This is a genomic window from Reichenbachiella sp. (genome assembly GCF_965223055.1).
In the GTDB taxonomy this organism is placed as follows: domain Bacteria; phylum Bacteroidota; class Bacteroidia; order Cytophagales; family Cyclobacteriaceae; genus Reichenbachiella.
In genome coordinates, this window is sequence record NZ_CBDCVM010000003.1 from 557,657 (window position 1) to 574,828 (window position 17,172).

The window sequence follows — 17,172 nt, forward strand, 5'->3', positions numbered from 1 at the left end:
CTAACAAGAGGTTTTCCGATATTGAGGAGTAAAACTAAATTTTTTATATATTGCAAAAACTAAGTATCCAGAAATGATATGAAGTTCAACATTAACCCAATAATGTATAATGAATTGATTGTCAAACTTTTACATACTTAGAAAATACAATGGCCAAAACTTCACACGCACAGCCACTTTTTCAATTGATCCATGCTTTGACCAAATCGGAGAAGCGAAGTTTCAAATTATACGCAGGCAAAGTAAGCGACCCCGCAGAAGCCAAATTTGTAAAATTGTTCGATATCCTTGAGGGGATGGAGGCCTACGACGAAGATCAAATCTTCAAGAAAATGCCAGACCTCAAACGATCACAATTGGCAAATATGAAGTCGCACCTTTTTAAGCAGGTACTGATGGTGCTACGCCAGAGTCAGATCAAAACTGATGTAGACATCATGCTACGTGAGAATCTGGATTATGTCCGACTGCTTTTCAAAAAGGGGCTGTATGAGCAGAGTATGAAAATGCTTCAGAAAACCAAAGCCACTGCGAATAACTATAAGAAGAACATTTTCAAACTGGCTTTGCTCAATTACGAAAAGAATATTGAGAATCAGCAGATGCTCTCCCTGGATCAAACAACTTGCCTGAAGCTCGACAAAGACACTAAGAGTCTCTTGCGCAAGATCAATGTAGCTCAGGCCTTCTTCTCCTTGGCGCTTCGCATGAAGGCACACTTCCTAAGAAGCGGTATGGCTCGAAATGAAGATGAATTAGAAAAAATCAATAAGATCTTTTATGGAAATCTTCCAGAGCATGATAAGACCCATTTGTCCTTTAGTGAGCAGTACAACATGTGCCGGGCCTATTATTGGTTTTCATATCTGACTCAAGATTTTACTTCGTGTGTGAAATACACGGAGATTTGGGTAAGCATATTTAAAGAAAGCAATCTCACTCATCTACGTCATGCAGAATTTTTGAGAGGTCTAAACCGACTATTGCAGTCACTTTTCCGAATTAATGATGTGGACAGATTCAGCATCTATTATGAAGAGTTGCTTGAGTTTGAAAAGCTCTATGCCAAAGCCATTGATGGCAATAGTAAACAGTTATTAGTGAGATGCCTGACCATACAAACATTGAACAAGTGTTTTCTCGAAGGAGATTTCAAGCAGTATGGACCAAAGCTCGAACGATATCTAGGCAAACTAGAGGAGTCTCTAGAATATGTAGATAGCAACAACCAGTTGGTGGTATTCTATAAAGCGGCTATTCTTTACTTCGGACTAGGCAAGTATGAAAAGAGTCTGGCCTATCTAGACCGGGTCATAGATAATAAAAATGACCAGCTGCGTGAGGACCTGAAGAGCTTTGCCTACATCCTCTATCTGATTGTACTCTACGATATGCGAGATTTGGAAAACCTGAAAACCATGAGAAATCGTGCCTTTGTCTATTTGCGCCAGCGCAATATTCTTGGCCAATTCCATCATATCATATTGCAGTTCTTGAAAAAGACTGAGGATATTATGCCGTTGGACCTGAAAGGAGAGTTGATCACATTGAGAACAAGTCTGCAAGGATTACTTGAAGATAAATTTGAAGCCAAGCCTTTGTTGTACTTCGACATCATGAGTTGGCTAGAAAGTAAAATTACGAGCCGCCCATTTCATGAAGTAGTAAAGGAATTGGCCGAGAGTAAGCATTAAAATAATAAGTCAAGTGGTCAGACGAATTGGAATACCTGATTTATTAGCATATGATCCGGCCGATTGGAGTCCCTTTCAGCTTTGTTGTTTTGGAATTCGTCAGACCACTGAGTTCTAAAAGCAAAAAGCCATTTCGAACAATCGAAATGGCTTTTTAAGTAGTGGGCGCTGAGGGATTATTTTATGATCCCAAAAGCTAAAATGTGTGATCAATCCTCAAGCCTCACGCGCTCCGCTCACTAGGTCTTTTATTTTTTTCCTCAAGTGCATACGAGTACAACTTTCCGAAAAAAATAAAAGCCGCATATCGTTTGATATGCGGCTTTCGGTTGTGGGCGCTGAGGGATTCGAACCCCCGACCCCCTCGGTGTAAACGAGGTGCTCTGAACCAGCTGAGCTAAGCGCCCTTTATTTGGGTGTGCAAAAATAGATTATGATTTTATATTACCAAATCTTTTCAGAATTATTTTTAACTAATTGCTTCTTTTAAATATTTGTTGAACTCATGTGCCTTTTTGTAGGTCGAAATCAGGTCTTCAAAAAAGCCCTCTGACGTTAGCTCTTTATTCGAAAATTCCTTGATCACATAGAAACTTTTCAACCTTAAAAGTTCAATGTTTGGGTGATCTTTAGGGTATCCTTTTGGAGCGGTCTTCAACTTGTCACCTTTTATATCTACAAAGGTGTTTTTGAAGTCTTTGGAAGCCAAGAGCTTCTTCAAACCCTCAGGATTATAATCGATTTCCTGTCGGATAGCAGCTAATGTTTCTGGTGGTGGCATATAAATACCTCCTCCAGCAAAGTTTTGTCCTGGTGCCAGGTGCATATAAAAACCAGTGCCCTCTGTTTTCTTTCCATTGGCACCCATCAAGGCTCCAAAATTCGTTTTGTAGGGGGTTTTGTCCTTACTGAATCGAATGTCTCTATTGATTCTAAAAACACATTTTTTGGGATCAACACCCGTCAACTCAGGGTCGAATTTGGCCAGTTCTTCTATGATGTTACCAACGAAAGCCAGGAACTCCTTGCGACAGGCTTCATAGGTTTTTCGATTGGTGTCAAACCATTCCTTATTGTTGTTGGTCGAAAGGTCTTTAAGAAAATTTACAGTGGGTTTTAAATCCATAAGTCATTACGTTCGGTAAGCTGCTCCATTCGCATGCCCCTAGATCCTTTGATCAACACAGTAGCTGCCGAAAGCGGATTCTTTTGAAGCAATGAAATCAACTCGTCTATCTTTTCAAAAACAATGGAGTCTGAATGATTATGCGCTTGCTTAAAGTCATTCCCTACCAAATACACTTCATTGAGGGCTAAGGTTTCAGCATAATCAATTATTTTTTTATGCTCCTCTATCGAATACTCACCAAGCTCCTTCATATCTCCCAGAATAGCCACTTTTTGATCGCTATCAATCACAGCTAAATTGTCCAGCGCTACTCGAATGGAATCAGGGTTTGCATTGTAGGCATCCAACACCACAGTGTTTGAGTTTAACTCTATCAACTGAGATCGGTTGTTTTCTGGCATATAGCCATCGATAGCGCGGTACGGCTCCTCCACCCCAAAATAGTTGCCTACGGTTACGGCTGCAGCAATGTTTGAAAAATTATACGCGCCAATCATCTCGGTAACATGCGTTTCGCCATGAACATCCTCATAATGAACAAATGGCTTGGCAGATTTTAGAGCACATAGCTCATTGGGGAAAGTTATTGCATTAGGAAAACGCTTGGACATATTTTTCAGCACCCGGTCATCCATATTGATGAAAGCAATTCCATCTGTCTTTCTTAGATAATCAAATAACTCACTTTTCGCTCTAATGATAGCTTCTTGCCCCCCAAACTCTCCAATATGCGCAGTGCCTATATTGGTAATTAGCCCATGCGTAGGTTTTGCCATTTCACACAATGCGGCAATTTCTCCAATATGATTCGCGCCCATTTCTATGATAGCAAATTCTGTCTCAGGCTCAATACTGAGCAAAGTAAGCGGCACACCGATGTGGTTATTCAGATTGCCACGCGTATAGTGAACTGTGCGATCCGAACCCATTACTCTTGCGGTCAACTCTTTGGTAGAAGTTTTACCATTGGAACCTGTGATGCCAAAAAATGGAATGTCTAATTGATCTCTATGGTGACTGGCCAATTGTTGCAGACTCTCGAGAACATTGTCCACAAGCAACAACTTTTCATTCACGATATCCTGAGGTTCATCGATTACGGCCATTAATGCGCCGTTTTCTAAAGCTTTGGAGGCGTAAGCATTACCATTGAAATTGTCGCCTTTCAGCGCAAAAAAGATTTGATTCTTTTGAAGCGAACGCGTGTCTGTGCAGACTCCGTCACTTTCTAAAAATTTTTCGTAAAGGAAAGAAATGGTTTGATCCAAATTTGTTGTTATTTGTATGGCAGCGCACAAATATATTGAGCAGCACCCAATAATTTTGATTATTGTCTGTTTGATTGTCGATGCATGCCGTGGTGCCGAATGATTATGATCCGAATATCCCTCTTCTTATTTATTCAATTGACCCTACTGGAGGCTCTTCTGGCTCAAGTGGAGCTTGAATTCATTCAGCCCATAGTCACTCAAAACGGAAGTGAACTTGAGTTGGCTTTTGCCGGCGGCATCAACAGCGCGCAATATCAAACCATAGACTTAGATGGGGATAACGATCTGGATTTAGTGCTATTCGACCGTTCTTCAGATAAAATAAATGGGTTTGAAAATACTGGTGACAGCTATATTTACCAGCCTCACTTTGAGTTTCTATTCCCAGATAACATTCAACACTGGATGGTTCTTAAAGATTATGATTGTGACGGACGCAAAGATTTATTCACTTATACTGGGCAGGGTATACGGGTGTTTAGAAATGTCTCATTAGAAAATTCTATAAGTTGGGAAGAAGTAGCCAATCCACTGAAAACCCAAGGTTCCAGCTCATTGATCAATTTGTTTTTCAACCCCACCGACATTCCATCCATTGCCGATCTTGATGGAGATGGAGATTTAGATATACTGGTGTTTGATTTTGCCTCCAGTAGTCAAATAGAATTTCACAAAAATGAATCAATAGAAAACACCGGGTCTTGTGGATTGGATTTCGTTCGTGCCACGCGTACTTATGGGGATATATTGGACTGTGGTTGCGATGCTTTCACTGTCAATGATCCTTGCTCTTCTTCCAGTAGAATATTTCACGCTGGAGGTAAAGCACTTTTTTCTATAGACTTAGATTCTAATGGCCCAGTGGATTTGGTACTTAGCCAAGAGGGTTGTGAAAACCTTAATTACACAAAGAATATTGGAACTATAAGCAAAAGCTCATTCGCTCCATTCGACAATACATTTCCTACGTTGACGACTCCCTTAGGCTTTGTCTCTTTCCCAGCTGCATTTTTTGAAGATGTAACATTTGATGGCATTAAAGACATCCTAATTTCAAGCAATGAAAGATCAAATAAACTTCAAAATATTGATTTCAAATCCTCTAGTTTGGTGTTTGAGAATGTAGGGGCGTCATCTGAAAATCAGTTCAAAAATTCAAGTATTTTCCTTCAGGATCAAATGATCGATGTAGGAGAGTTTGCCTACCCAGCTATAGTAGACATTAACGGAGATGGGTTAAACGATTTGCTTATTGGTAATGCCGGAAGTTTGGCAGCAGACAAATACGTCTCGTCCATCTCTTATTATAAAGCAAACGCAACCGGACTCGATTGGCAGACAGATGACATGCATGGGCTGTCAGTTTTGGGCTTTACAGAAATCAAACCACAATATATTGACCTCAATAATGACGGTAAATTAGATTTGGTTTTTTCTGCTCTGACTGATGCCTTAGAAGTACGATTGGCGTATATCGTAAACCAGAGTGAAACACTAGAATCTCTTGATCTTTCTCAAATACAATTTCTAAATACAGAGATTTCAAGGCTTGATGACTTCTTTTTTGATGATGTGGATAATGATGGATTGACCGATTTATTAGTAGGGCTATCCAATGGACAACTCAATTATTACCGAAATTCAGGAACTCAAGAAAATCCGTCATTCGCTTTGGAAACCGAAGGCTTTCTTGGGATAGGAGCGGATAATAACAGAAGCAATTTATCTCTGGCTATAGGAGACTTGGATGGTGATAATCGATCAGAACTCATAACCACAGATCGCACCGGGAAAATAAATGTCTACTCAGATTATCAATCTGAAATGAGCGCGGGACAGGAATCTTTAGTTAAAATTCCAAGCTCGGATATCTTACTTCCCACCCAACTGGGAAGAATTTCTAAACCTACTTCAAATGAATTACTAGGTCGCCATGTGATTGTTATTGGTAGCATTCAAGGTGGGCTCCGGCTTTTGGCTACAGCTAGTTCGACTGGTGAGAATCCCTTACTCTTTACGGCTTTCCCCGTTCCAAGCGCAAGCGATAAAAGAGTAAGTTTTCAATCCAACTTATCAAACACACATGTTGAGATTTATTCACTGACCGGAAACAAAATCACTGAATTTGACCTTACCGTCTTTAACACAGAACCCGTTGATCTGAGTTACCTCAAAGATGGCATGTATCTAGCCAAAGCTAGTAGCGGAGGGCAGCATAGTACTATTAAAATTGTATTAGGTGAAGGAAGCTAGAGTTTAATTTCAAACTCATCACTATCAGCAACAAATGGATACTTAGTTCTAAACTCGTCCTGTTTTGTCTTACTAAGCTTTTGAATAATAATGCCTTCTCTATCCTCCTGGAAATCAATGGTCTCACCCAAATAATTATACACGCCACTATGGCCTACATAAGCATAACCATTTCCATCTTCTCCAATTCTATTACAGCCAATGGTATAACTTTGATTTTCAATAGCACGTGCCTTGAGTAGCGTATCCCACGCACTGATTCGAGGTTTTGGCCAGCTCGCAACATAGAGCAGCAAATCATAATCAAACGATTGATTGGATGTGTCAAACTTGTTTTTGGCCCAAGCTGGAAAGCGAAGGTCATAGCAAACCAACGGGCAGATTTTCCATCCTTTGTATTCGACAATGAGTCTTTCTGTCCCACCTTTAAAGAACATCTCCTCCTTTGCTAAGGAAAATAAATGGCGTTTGTCATAAGTCTGAAAAGTACCATCAGGAAATGCCATAAAGAAACGATTGAAGTAATCTGTTCCTTCTTGAACGATGTAACTTCCTCCAACCAATGACTTTTTTTGATTAGCCATTTGGAGCAACCACTTATGCGTTTTCAAACCAGGAACCTCCGCCAATTTTTCCGGAGTCATAGAAAATCCGGTGTTGAACATTTCGGGAAGCACAATGAAGTCTACCGACTCATTGATACTCCATATTTGCTCTTCAAACATGGCCAGATTGGCGTCCACATGCTCCCAATGAAGATTGGACTGAAGGATGGCTACTGTTAAATCTGACATAGTTTCAAAGCAGCTTGTTTGAGTGTTTCTTCACTTTTTGCAAAGCAAAGGCGTATTTGTTTGTTGTCTGAGTGATCTGTATAAAATGGAGACAATGGAATTGAAGCCACGCCATGATTACGAGTGATCCATTCGGCCATTTCTCTATCCGGTTTGTCACTAATATCAGCATAAGAAAAACTCTGAAAGTAAGTGCCTTTGCAAGTCACTGGCTCAAATCTTGAGCCTTCCATTAAGCTTAGCAATAGATCTCTTTTCTCCTGAAAAAAATCTGGCAGGTAATTATAGTGCCTTGGTTCTTTCAAGTAGTCAGCCAATGCCCATTGGGTAGCTGTACTTACGCTAAACACTAGAAATTGATGTACTTTTCTGATCTCATCAGTCAGAAAGTCAGGAGCCACGGTATAACCCATTTTCCAGCCTGTAGCGTGAAATGTTTTTCCGAAGGAATATATGGCCACACTCTTTTTTCTCAATTCTTCGTTTTTCAACACCGAACAATGGGTTTCTCCATCGAAAATCAAGTGCTCATATACTTCATCGCTGATCACAATGATATCTTTATCACGAGTCAATTTGGCTAACTCCTTAATGTCATCCTCTCTTAAAATCGCACCACTTGGATTGTGAGGTGTATTGATGATGATGAGTTTGGTCTTAGCATTAATTTTACTTTCTACTTCGTCCCAAGGAATGGAAAAGTCATCTTTATCCAAATTAATATTGACTGGCACTCCTCCGCACAATTGTATCGTGGGTAGATAACAATCATAAGCAGGGTCAAAAAAAAATCACTTCGTCCCCAGCATGTACAATCGCTGTGATAGAAGCGAATAAAGCTTGGGTAGCCCCTGCAGTTACTGTTACTTCATCAGGTGAAATAGCAACTCCATAAGTACGATCAATTTTATTGGCAATGGCCTCTCTTAGCACTGGTACACCCGGCATAGGTGCATACTGATTCATTCCTTTTTGCATATAATGGTGAATACCATCTATTAACTCAGGAGCCACATCAAAATCAGGAAATCCTTGTGCCAAATTGATCGCCCCACATTCATTGGCCATTTTCGTCATCACAGCGAAAATGGAAGTTTGGGCGTTGGGCAGTTTGGATATCATCTTATTTTTTAGTCGGAATTTTTATTTTGTAATCGGCGTCACACTTGCCTTTGGAGATATTGTTAAGTTTTCCTTTTAATACACGCTTTTTAAATGGGCTCAAATAATCTGTAAATAAAACTCCATCAATATGATCATATTCATGCTGAATGATTCTGGCTTTCATTCCATCAAATTCCTCCTCATGCTCGACAAAATTTTCATCCAGATAGTTGATTCTCAATTTGGCATGTCGAGAAATTTCCTCTCTGATACCTGGAATACTTAAACACCCTTCTTCAAAATTCCATTTGTCCCCTTCTTCCCAAACAATCTCCGGGTTGATGAATACCTTTTTGAAATCTTCCATTCCATCTTCTTCCAAAGGACTGCCATCTACAATAAACATCCGAATAGATTTGCCAATCTGTGGCGCTGCTAAACCAATGCCACTGGCCTCATACATGGTTTCAAACATATCGTCTTTAAGTTTGACCACGTCAATGCTACCTTCTTCAATCTCGTCCGCTTCCCGTTTCAACACCGGGTCTCCATAAACTACAATGGGATAAATCATAATCTTGACTCTAAATATGACTGCAAAATGATCGCTGCACTTAGTTTGTCAACGTTCTCTTTTTTTCGTCGGTCTTTCTTTTTCATTCCTCCTGCTATCATTGCATCCATCGCTATTTTACTTGTAAACCGTTCGTCTACTTGTTGGATTTTATGATCAGGGAAATTTTTCTTCAGCAAATTTATAAAAGACCTAACAGATGCCGTACTGTCTGTGTCCTTATTCATCAAATCCTTCGGCATTCCAATGACAAATTCTTCAATGCCTTCCGATTGCTGATAGTTTTTTAGGAAGTCTATAACCTGAAAGGTACGTACAGTTTCTAGTGGTGAAGCAATAATTTGTAGAGGATCTGTCACGGCTAGCCCTGTTCTTTTGGTGCCAAAATCTATGGCCAAGATCCTACCCATTTAGTTTTGACTAAAGGTGTGAGAAAGTTTTTGTCTGGCTTCCTTTTCCAGCATGAGTGCCTTTGGAAAAAGAATGTTGTTCTCTATATGTGCATGAACTGAAAGTTCCTTGTCAAAAGCTTGTAACTCTTTGAACACTACCTTCAACTGAATATCCTCAATATTTGAAGTTTGATACTCGCTGGTAATTCCTCGAATACCTTTCATTTCGTCATCAGAATCACCATGGTGCAAAGCAAATTCCTGAATAGAAAAAGATTCAATCTTAGCCGTCATTTTCTCCGCAGTCACTTTTCCCATGAGAAAGCACTCCAAATCTTTGATATAAGCAAACAATCGATCTTCCTCCTCATAGATATGATGTATAAAATCATCCACAAATAGTGGCAATACCGTTTTTAGATCATGGATAAGTTCTTTGTCTACAGGTGCCTCAATAGCGTTGATTTGCTTCAGTATAAAGGGCAAACGATCCTTTATGAATAATTCATGGGAATGTTTGAGATAGCCAATAATTAGTCGTGCAGGGTAATTCTTGAGCTCTGAAGATTCGAAGTCAGATTGCTTATCCGCTCCCTCCATGATATCAAGTAATTGGCTTTTATCTATCTTATACTCATCACATACCTCCTGAAGTGTTTTGTTCTTCGTCTTATAATATTCTACACCGAAATAGTCTAACACTTTAGCGTAGACAAAATTTTCATTTACGAGTACTTCGATCGATTTATGTTCCATGGGATGAATATGCTTTCACAAATATAAAAAATTTGTAAGAGAGCTTGATGCCCAACAACGAATTCGAAGCGGATTTATTTACAGAATGCTGTTGATGATATTGCTAATAGATACTCCCTCAGCTTCAGCCTTAAAATTTCTTACAATTCTATGTCTTAAAATAGGCTCAGCTACTGCTTGAACGTCTTCTATATCTGGGGAATATTTGCCCCCGAGCAGCGCATTGCATTTGGCTCCTTTGATCAAAAATTGGGAAGCCCTCGGACCGGCACCCCATTCCAAGTAAGATTTTGATATATCAGCCGCTCTCTCGGAATCAGGTCTCGTTTTATGCACAAGATTCACAGCATATTCAATCACATTGTCAGCCACTGGCACTTTATCGACTAGTTTCTGAAACTCGATAATTTGTTCGGCACTCAAAACTGCTTTCACTTCGTTAATAGCCCCAGCAGCTTCATTTTTCACTATGTCGATTTCGGATTCATAAGAAGGGTAATCCAAATTGATCATAAACATGAACCGGTCAAGCTGCGCTTCAGGTAATGGATACGTTCCCTCTTGTTCGATTGGGTTTTGGGTGGCCATCACAAAAAATGGTTCTTCCAACTTCCAGTGCTTACCCGCCACTGTCACAGAGTATTCCTGCATGGATTCGAGCAATGCAGCTTGAGTCTTGGGAGGCGTACGGTTTATCTCATCTGCCAAAATGATATTTGAAAAAATTGGCCCTTTGATGAATTGAAAATTCCTGTCCTTATCTAAAGTTTCAGCACCAATAATATCAGACGGCATTAAATCAGGAGTAAACTGGATTCTATTAAAATCTAAATGCAACGCAGAAGAAATTGTTCTTATCAGAAGTGTTTTGGCTAAGCCTGGCACGCCTACTAATAGCGCATGCCCCTGACAAAATATAGACGTAATCAATAGTTTTACTACGTCGTCCTGGCCTACGATTACTTTTGATATTTCTTCTTTTAATTGGGTATAAGCCTGATGTAAGGCATCAGCAGCTTCTACTTCGGTCGCATGTTCACTCATAGACATTAATTTACCAATATTCGGCAGTTTTCATACTCAGGGTCCACATGAATATATACTTCCCCTTGAGCATCTTTAAACCATTTTGACATTATTTTGTTTCGTTTGTCAGCTACAGTTGCCGCTCTAATTTTCTGGTAATCCTGAAGCAAATTGGCCTGATGAGGTGCGACCTTCTCTTTATACATCAATATTCGAACTGCATCCGTGCCATCACCCATTCTATATTCCATCGGTCTTGTAATACTTCCAACCGCCATCGTATCAATAGTAAAAAATAAAGTAGGGTCTATTTCTTCAACAGACACTTTCATAGCTCCAGTCGCATCACTAAAAAACCCTCCATTTCCGGCTGTAAGCTGGTCATCGGAATGTTCCTTCGCCAATACTTCGAACCTTACACTGTCGTCTATTACTGCCGACCTTAAACTGTCCAAAAAGTCTTTTGCTTCTTGTACATCACTTTCCGTTGACTGAGGAATAATTAAAATATGTCTTGAGTTATAGGTATTCCCTCGTCTTTCTATCAATTGAATCAAATGAAACCCAAACTGCGACTCGACAGGTCTTGAAATTTCTCCTGGCTTCATGCTTAAAGCGGCAGCTTCATATTCAGGGGCCAACTCACCTCTCTTAAAAAACCCCAACTCACCACCGCCTGGTCCTGAACCCGGGTCTTGAGAATATTTTTTCGCCAATTGTCCAAAGTCTTCTCCACTTTCTATTCGCCTTTTCAAATCAAGCATTTGTTTTCGAATTTCTCCTTTTCGATTATCATTCACTTCAGGAATTTTTACAATCTGCCCAATGGTTACTTCTGTAGAAAAATAGGGTAAACTATCTGCTGGAATTTTGCTAAAGAATTTTTTGACCTCACCAGGTGTTACGGATACATCCTGGCCAATAGTGCCCTGCATTTTTTGCACGATCATTTGCTCTTTTATTTGATCAAATAATTCTTCCTTGAATTCTTCAATTGATTTATTATAAATCTCTTCTAACCGCTCTTCTGAACCAATTTGCTGAATAAAATAAGACATTCTCCGATCAAGGTTACTTTCTACTTCGGCATCCAGTACGTAAAACAGAATCAATTTCTGCTTTTGCTACCATCATTTTATTGATCACTAAAGATTCTAAAATCTGACACTTGGCATTACCTTGAGATAATTCGCCCCTTGACAAAAATTCTAAATACGCTCGATCTAATTCTGATTTGAGCACGATATAGTCATCCACTTTAGCTATGAATTCTATCAATCACAACTCCCTTATCGTCAGATTGAGCATGAACATTGCCTACTATTCCAATCAATAGCGCAACTATACCCAGTTTAATATATTTCAAATTCATTATTTTCCTTGGCTACTTTGTAAACCTCTTCTTCTAATTCCTTCCTTAATTCTACTTTTTTCTTGTTGATCAGAATACTCTCTATATCATCTTTTATATAGGTCAACGGTGCAATTTGATCCGAAATTTTATAATCTAACACACGAATGAAATAGTAATAACTTGAGTCAGACGTTTCAACGAAACTGTTGTTTTTTAAGAATTCCGACTTCTCCTGAACACTTATCAAAGGTGTATTACTTATTACCTCATCAAAATTGATCCAAAGCTCAGTCTCCCAGTGAAGACTTCGAAGCGAAGCGGTAGCAATATGATTGTATTTCTTCCAAGTTAGCATCAGGATAGGACCTGATCAGTTTTCTGAAGTTTTCTATTTGCGGAGCTTCCACCGGCACCATGGCAAACAGGCATCTCATAATATTCTGGCGAAGCACAAAATTTTCAAACTTCTCATTGTAGTACTTTTCTATTTCTTCTTCGGAAGTTTCTTTATCAAGCCGCTGATTAATGTAGTGCATTTCAAATTCATGTACCATCAAAGCATATCGGTAGTCAAGTATTTTACGCTCAATCTTTGCTTCATCAAAATCCAACTCTGTAGATGCTCTAGCAATGGTCAATTGTTTTTTAACCCAGGAATCAACATACTTGGAAACAATCATGCTGCTATCACCTTGATTTCCCCGGGGCACTAAACTGCTGATATCTTCATCATAGAGGTATATATCATTTACACGAGCTATTTTAAACCCGATCATCCACCTCTTCAGTAGTGTCTACTTGGTATAGCTGCTCACAAGACATCATCAAGATTGCCAGTATTCCCGCTATGTATGATCTAATTTTCAAACTCTTCTATATATGATTTCAATACCTGCTTATTCAGTTTCATTGGGTATTTCTTACTCAATGCCTTCAACCAATCCCTTTTCTAATTCATTTTGATAATCTGATATCACCAAACCTTTAATTTCAGCTAATGGTTTGTACCCGTCCGGTTGAACTGACACTACAGACCAAAGCGTCAAAAAGTTTTTTTCCTTTTGAATAGAAGTTCCTACTTCCCAATGATCGTCGAGCCAGTCGTTCTTTCCTTTCTCAATTTTTTCTTCAAAAGTTCGCAAAGTTAATGGTTCTTGGCTATTGAATATGCTATCCAATTCGGAATTTGATTTTTCCAACTGATCACTAACACTTTGAAGCACAGTAGAATCCTTTGATACAAACCTTCTTACCACTACATGTTCTGCCAATTTATAGTTCTTCCTTTTATTTTTCTGGTAAAACTCCTCAAGGCCTGTACTATCCACCATGGCTTTATTCCAAACTTCTTTCTCCATAAGGTTGAATAACAAAATGCCACTTCGGTATTCGTCTAGTACCATTTGATAGTCATAGTTGTTTGCTTCTATGAGTTTAAGCTCTTCATCAAAAATGCCTTTTTTCTTCGAATTGGTTGTACAGTTGATCTACATACACTGTCAGCGAAGTCAGCCTACGTTTTTTTTGTTTTTCTTGTACAAAATTGAAAAAATCATTCACGGTGTATGAAACGTTATTGGTTGTAAATAATATTTGTTTCAAATCCGCATTTGTATCTGCAAAAGTCCAATTAGCTTCAAGCAATGTAGAATCAAAATAATTGACCAACTGCTGGCGAACAGAAGAAAAAGCTTTAAAATTTTGAGATCCTTTCAGCTTTGATATTGTGGTAGACTTTTTGTCAGCAGCTCTTGTATCCCTAGATATTTTGCTTTCAAGATCAGCTCTCACCTCATCCAATGGAGGGACTCCTTTTTTGTCTATCAATTGGATGATATGCCATCCAAATCGAGTTTGAATAGGAGTTGATATATCTCCAGGTTTTCTCAAGGCAAAAGCAGCGCTTTCAAATGCTGGCACTAAATTTCCAGTACCGAACCACTGCAGTTGGCCACCTTTTTTTTTGGTGCGAACATCATCAGAATAGAGCATACACTGTTCGTTCCAATCGGCTCCAGCTTTCAAATTTTCGTATATGGATTTTGCTTTGTTCTTCGCTATCCGAATAGACATACTATCGGCATTAGATCGAATCATGATGTGAGCAGTCAATACTTCTCCTCTGGCCTCTCTCTTCTCCTTTACTTCAATAATGTAGTCCCAGTGTTGCTAATGTTGGTTGATTATATATTGAGAAGATAGGAGTTTCGTCTCACAACTAGTATGGAAGACTTAAAAATCTATTCAGAAGTTTAAAAGCTGGGAGAAGTGAACATGCAACAAGAATAAAAATTGTATCATAGCCAGGGACACATTTGCATTTACTTTGAAAGACTCAATAAATATATTAGAGTTAAGAACATCATTCAAAAGAATATATTTTAAACTTTCCATTAATATATTGAACAGTATAAATCTCTTTAAAAATAAAGATCTAGAAAGCAATTAACCATAATGATGATAGGTCTGAAGTAAGAAGAACCTGTCAACCTCCAACTGTAGTAAAAGATCAAAGAACCTAACAGAGCCTAACTGAATACAGAAATTTTTCACAACAAGTAGATTTGACCTAACTTTAATTTTGAGGCCACATCACTTGGTCCTGTCATTGGAAAATTCCTTTAGTCATTAATGGTATAATAGATCGGTAAAATTAAATCAACATGTAACATATCAGCTACATCGCTGATTAAAATCTATATGTGAACTAAATTGGATTATAAATTTCATTCGAAATCATGATAAAGTTTATTAAGTTTATTTAAGTTTATTAATATATTTTATTCAGTTTTATAATAAAATAAGTTTATATTAATTTTGATGCACACATCAAACAGCAAAAAACAATGACAGAAAATGCTGAATAAAAAGCTAAAGGGGGAACAGATTGATGTCTACCAATCTCCAATGTAAGTCTTATATAAGTCTTATAATGTGATCCATGTTTCAACATATCTGATCGAAGTCAATCTACATTAAATCAACTAAGTTCTCATATCTGATCAAAGTTGACCTAAATAAAATTAAATGGCACCCACAGGTTACATCAAGTTTATATTGTCTGTGTGTGCTTTCCATAGACCTAAAAGCATAAGGTAGGGTGGAATAACCAGGAGAATTTGGGCATTCCCAGTTCATATAATGGAAGGGAAAAGGGACACGTTTCATGACTACTAATTCCTAAAAATATATCATTCATGGAGGAAGAATGATATATAAGTTTAAGGTATTTTATAAAGGAGACAGGTGTGGAAACAATGCAAAACACATCTTAAGATGTTCAGATTGGCAACCTATGTTGAAAAATTAAAGATATGAAACTACGGAGAAATTATTTAATTTTGCAGTTATTCACTAGAAGGGCATGAAATGACCTATAAAAATACTTATGTAGGAATTTGCAAATCCAAGTTAACTTTTAGGTAAATTATTCCAAAATAGTAATTTGACTGCAAGGAAATGCAAGCAGACCAACTCATCCTATATATCTCTCCCCCAAGCGATATATAATTATGGATCTGAAACAGACTCATGTATGCAAACACACAGAAACACTTGTTGTAAGTTTTTTTTATTAGTTTTGTTTTATTAAAGTTTCATTTTCTATTTATCAAGAACCTATAGAATCGCTGGAAAGAAACTGACTGTTATCGTTTATGTGTATTAAAGTTTCATTACAATTATTGATTAAATACTCACTTTAATTATTATATGTGGTTATTGTCCAACTGAATTTAATAATGGTCCAGGGAGATGAACTTGTAAACATGAAATAATTATTTGCTTTTATGTCATGCAAATCACCAGATTCAGCAGAAATAGTAATGCAAGCAAAGAAAGTAGGCCTATACCATATCTACTACTGACCACATATCGTTAAAAAATGAATATTTTAAATGTGACAAATAATGAGTAAATTCACCTTACTGGACACTGCTTTACAAGTGTATTTTAGAATTACCATATGGTCTCTTGGTTTGTTTTTTATTTAATAGTTTTTAATGGTTTTATTTAATAGTTTTAGATATATGTGATACTTGTGGTTGTAAAGGATTATAATCCAGCAACTTCTGATTAAAAAAATTATGCTATGCACCTGATTTAAAAATGAATTTACCATGGGACTTTTTTCAAATCTCTTTTTCTCTCTGTCTCTTATTGCTCTCTCTCTCTCTGTCTCTTTCTCTTTCTCTCTCAGAAATTATTCTATTCTCTATCTCTGATCCAGCAACTTCTGTTTAAAAATTATACTATGAGTAAACTTTGAAGGAATGTCACTGCAGGACACTGAAATATTTTTCTTTATTTAGCACAATGACTCAGCTTCATAAAATAAGGAAATATTCAGTATTTTTAAGCATGGATGATTCTGTGTCTTGCTGGAGAGGTTATAATTTTGTGAGTTGGTTTTAATATTACAAATGGAACTTTCTATGAGATATTGCAGTTGTATGCTGTGCAGCCTTTATGGCATCTATATATAAAACACTATTATATATGTTTTAGCAAAAGTTTAACTTAGATATTGAAATTCATCACAGTTTCCTGGATAAAATTATTATATAATTTCTTGCAACTATTTTTCCTTTCAAACAAAGTGAAAGAATAAACAGCAAATCGACCTTTACTTAGTAAACTACTGGTTTGCTAAAACAGGGAAATCAAACAACAGGACTGTTTATGGTTAAGGAAAGGATATTATGATTATACTAACGGAGTAGATATCAAAATTACCAGCAGTTTTGATTATTGAGGAAAATAAAACTTCCCTTTTGTGATAAACATAATTACTCATAATTATTATAACTCAATATGGTGTCATTTT

At 37.7% G+C, this 17,172-nt stretch carries 16 protein-coding genes and 1 tRNA gene; 2 read left to right on the plus strand and 15 right to left on the minus strand.

Translation table 11 applies throughout. The features are described 5' to 3' along the window. Nucleotides 1-149 precede the first annotated feature (149 nt). A complete protein-coding gene (locus ACOQO5_RS02900) occupies nt 150-1,694 on the plus strand; it encodes a hypothetical protein (RefSeq protein ID WP_420580176.1) in 1,545 nt (514 codons plus the stop codon). Between the two features lie 332 nt (nt 1,695-2,026). Here ACOQO5_RS02900 and ACOQO5_RS02905 read toward each other — a convergent pair. The 3 genes from ACOQO5_RS02905 to ACOQO5_RS02915 form a co-directional block, all read right to left on the minus strand. Next, nucleotides 2,027-2,101, minus strand: a tRNA-Val gene (locus tag ACOQO5_RS02905). A gap of 62 nt (nt 2,102-2,163) precedes the next feature. Continuing rightward, a complete protein-coding gene (locus ACOQO5_RS02910; RefSeq protein WP_420580177.1) occupies nt 2,164-2,820 on the minus strand; it encodes a DUF2461 domain-containing protein in 657 nt (218 codons plus the stop codon). After that, complete coding sequence (locus tag ACOQO5_RS02915) at nt 2,811-4,091, minus strand: UDP-N-acetylmuramoyl-tripeptide--D-alanyl-D-alanine ligase (RefSeq protein WP_420580178.1); 1,281 nt, start codon at nt 4,089-4,091, stop codon at nt 2,811-2,813. The genes ACOQO5_RS02910 and ACOQO5_RS02915 overlap by 10 nt, the downstream gene beginning before the upstream one ends. 105 nt (nt 4,092-4,196) lie before the next feature. Between ACOQO5_RS02915 and ACOQO5_RS02920 the strand changes: the two genes are divergently transcribed. Continuing rightward, nucleotides 4,197-6,347, plus strand: a complete 2,151-nt coding sequence (locus ACOQO5_RS02920; protein WP_420580179.1) for a T9SS type A sorting domain-containing protein — start codon at nt 4,197-4,199, stop codon at nt 6,345-6,347. Here ACOQO5_RS02920 and ACOQO5_RS02925 read toward each other — a convergent pair. The 12 genes from ACOQO5_RS02925 to ACOQO5_RS02980 form a co-directional block, all read right to left on the minus strand. Next, nucleotides 6,344-7,141: an amidohydrolase gene (locus tag ACOQO5_RS02925; RefSeq protein WP_420580180.1), complete on the minus strand. Its 798-nt coding sequence runs from the start codon at nt 7,139-7,141 to the stop codon at nt 6,344-6,346. The genes ACOQO5_RS02920 and ACOQO5_RS02925 overlap by 4 nt on opposite strands. Next, nucleotides 7,129-7,875, minus strand: coding sequence for an aminotransferase class I/II-fold pyridoxal phosphate-dependent enzyme (locus ACOQO5_RS02930; protein WP_420580181.1), 747 nt, complete (start codon nt 7,873-7,875; stop codon nt 7,129-7,131). Before ACOQO5_RS02930 ends, ACOQO5_RS02925 begins: the two co-directional genes overlap by 13 nt. A gap of 46 nt (nt 7,876-7,921) precedes the next feature. Then, entirely contained in the window at nt 7,922-8,263 is a 342-nt protein-coding gene (locus ACOQO5_RS02935; protein WP_420580182.1) for an aminotransferase class I/II-fold pyridoxal phosphate-dependent enzyme, read from the minus strand. Nucleotide 8,264: 1 nt separating this feature from the next. After that, nucleotides 8,265-8,819 (minus strand): peptide deformylase, encoded by a 555-nt coding sequence (gene def, locus ACOQO5_RS02940; RefSeq protein WP_420580183.1) that lies wholly within the window; start codon nt 8,817-8,819, stop codon nt 8,265-8,267. Further along, a complete protein-coding gene (gene ruvX, locus ACOQO5_RS02945; RefSeq protein WP_420580184.1) occupies nt 8,816-9,229 on the minus strand; it encodes a Holliday junction resolvase RuvX in 414 nt (137 codons plus the stop codon). Before ruvX ends, def begins: the two co-directional genes overlap by 4 nt. Continuing rightward, nucleotides 9,230-9,967 (minus strand): iron-sulfur cluster repair di-iron protein, encoded by a 738-nt coding sequence (locus ACOQO5_RS02950; protein WP_420580185.1) that lies wholly within the window; start codon nt 9,965-9,967, stop codon nt 9,230-9,232. It lies immediately after the preceding gene. Between the two features lie 78 nt (nt 9,968-10,045). Further along, nucleotides 10,046-11,011 (minus strand): AAA family ATPase, encoded by a 966-nt coding sequence (locus tag ACOQO5_RS02955; protein ID WP_420580186.1) that lies wholly within the window; start codon nt 11,009-11,011, stop codon nt 10,046-10,048. Between the two features lie 5 nt (nt 11,012-11,016). Further along, on the minus strand, nt 11,017-12,105 hold the full coding sequence (locus ACOQO5_RS02960; protein ID WP_420580187.1) for a peptidylprolyl isomerase: 1,089 nt from the start codon (nt 12,103-12,105) through the stop codon (nt 11,017-11,019). 240 nt (nt 12,106-12,345) lie between these two features. Next, the gene (locus ACOQO5_RS02965; protein WP_420580188.1) at nt 12,346-12,702 is read right to left on the minus strand and encodes a hypothetical protein; all 357 of its coding nucleotides are present in this window, start codon (nt 12,700-12,702) and stop codon (nt 12,346-12,348) included. Beyond that, nucleotides 12,635-13,123: a hypothetical protein gene (locus ACOQO5_RS02970; protein ID WP_420580189.1), complete on the minus strand. Its 489-nt coding sequence runs from the start codon at nt 13,121-13,123 to the stop codon at nt 12,635-12,637. The genes ACOQO5_RS02965 and ACOQO5_RS02970 overlap by 68 nt, the downstream gene beginning before the upstream one ends. A gap of 144 nt (nt 13,124-13,267) precedes the next feature. Further along, entirely contained in the window at nt 13,268-13,750 is a 483-nt protein-coding gene (locus tag ACOQO5_RS02975; protein ID WP_420580190.1) for a hypothetical protein, read from the minus strand. Nucleotides 13,751-13,793: 43 nt separating this feature from the next. Beyond that, on the minus strand, nt 13,794-14,501 hold the full coding sequence (locus ACOQO5_RS02980) for a peptidylprolyl isomerase (RefSeq protein ID WP_420580195.1): 708 nt from the start codon (nt 14,499-14,501) through the stop codon (nt 13,794-13,796). Nucleotides 14,502-17,172 lie beyond the last annotated feature (2,671 nt).

Excerpts from the sequence above, each read along its gene's own strand:
- ACOQO5_RS02970 (WP_420580189.1), bottom strand. The coding sequence starts at position 13,123 with ATGATCGGGTTTAAAATAGCTCGTGTAAATGATATATACCTCTATGAT.
- ACOQO5_RS02975 (WP_420580190.1), bottom strand. The coding sequence starts at position 13,750 with ATGGTACTAGACGAATACCGAAGTGGCATTTTGTTATTCAACCTTATG.
- ACOQO5_RS02925 (WP_420580180.1), bottom strand. The coding sequence starts at position 7,141 with ATGTCAGATTTAACAGTAGCCATCCTTCAGTCCAATCTTCATTGGGAG.
- def (WP_420580183.1), bottom strand. The coding sequence starts at position 8,819 with ATGATTTATCCCATTGTAGTTTATGGAGACCCGGTGTTGAAACGGGAA.
- ACOQO5_RS02910 (WP_420580177.1), bottom strand. The coding sequence starts at position 2,820 with ATGGATTTAAAACCCACTGTAAATTTTCTTAAAGACCTTTCGACCAAC.
- ACOQO5_RS02955 (WP_420580186.1), bottom strand. The coding sequence starts at position 11,011 with ATGAGTGAACATGCGACCGAAGTAGAAGCTGCTGATGCCTTACATCAG.
- ACOQO5_RS02900 (WP_420580176.1), top strand. The coding sequence starts at position 150 with ATGGCCAAAACTTCACACGCACAGCCACTTTTTCAATTGATCCATGCT.
- ACOQO5_RS02965 (WP_420580188.1), bottom strand. The coding sequence starts at position 12,702 with ATGCTAACTTGGAAGAAATACAATCATATTGCTACCGCTTCGCTTCGA.
- ACOQO5_RS02935 (WP_420580182.1), bottom strand. The coding sequence starts at position 8,263 with ATGATATCCAAACTGCCCAACGCCCAAACTTCCATTTTCGCTGTGATG.
- ruvX (WP_420580184.1), bottom strand. The coding sequence starts at position 9,229 with ATGGGTAGGATCTTGGCCATAGATTTTGGCACCAAAAGAACAGGGCTA.
- ACOQO5_RS02920 (WP_420580179.1), top strand. The coding sequence starts at position 4,197 with ATGATCCGAATATCCCTCTTCTTATTTATTCAATTGACCCTACTGGAG.
- ACOQO5_RS02950 (WP_420580185.1), bottom strand. The coding sequence starts at position 9,967 with ATGGAACATAAATCGATCGAAGTACTCGTAAATGAAAATTTTGTCTAC.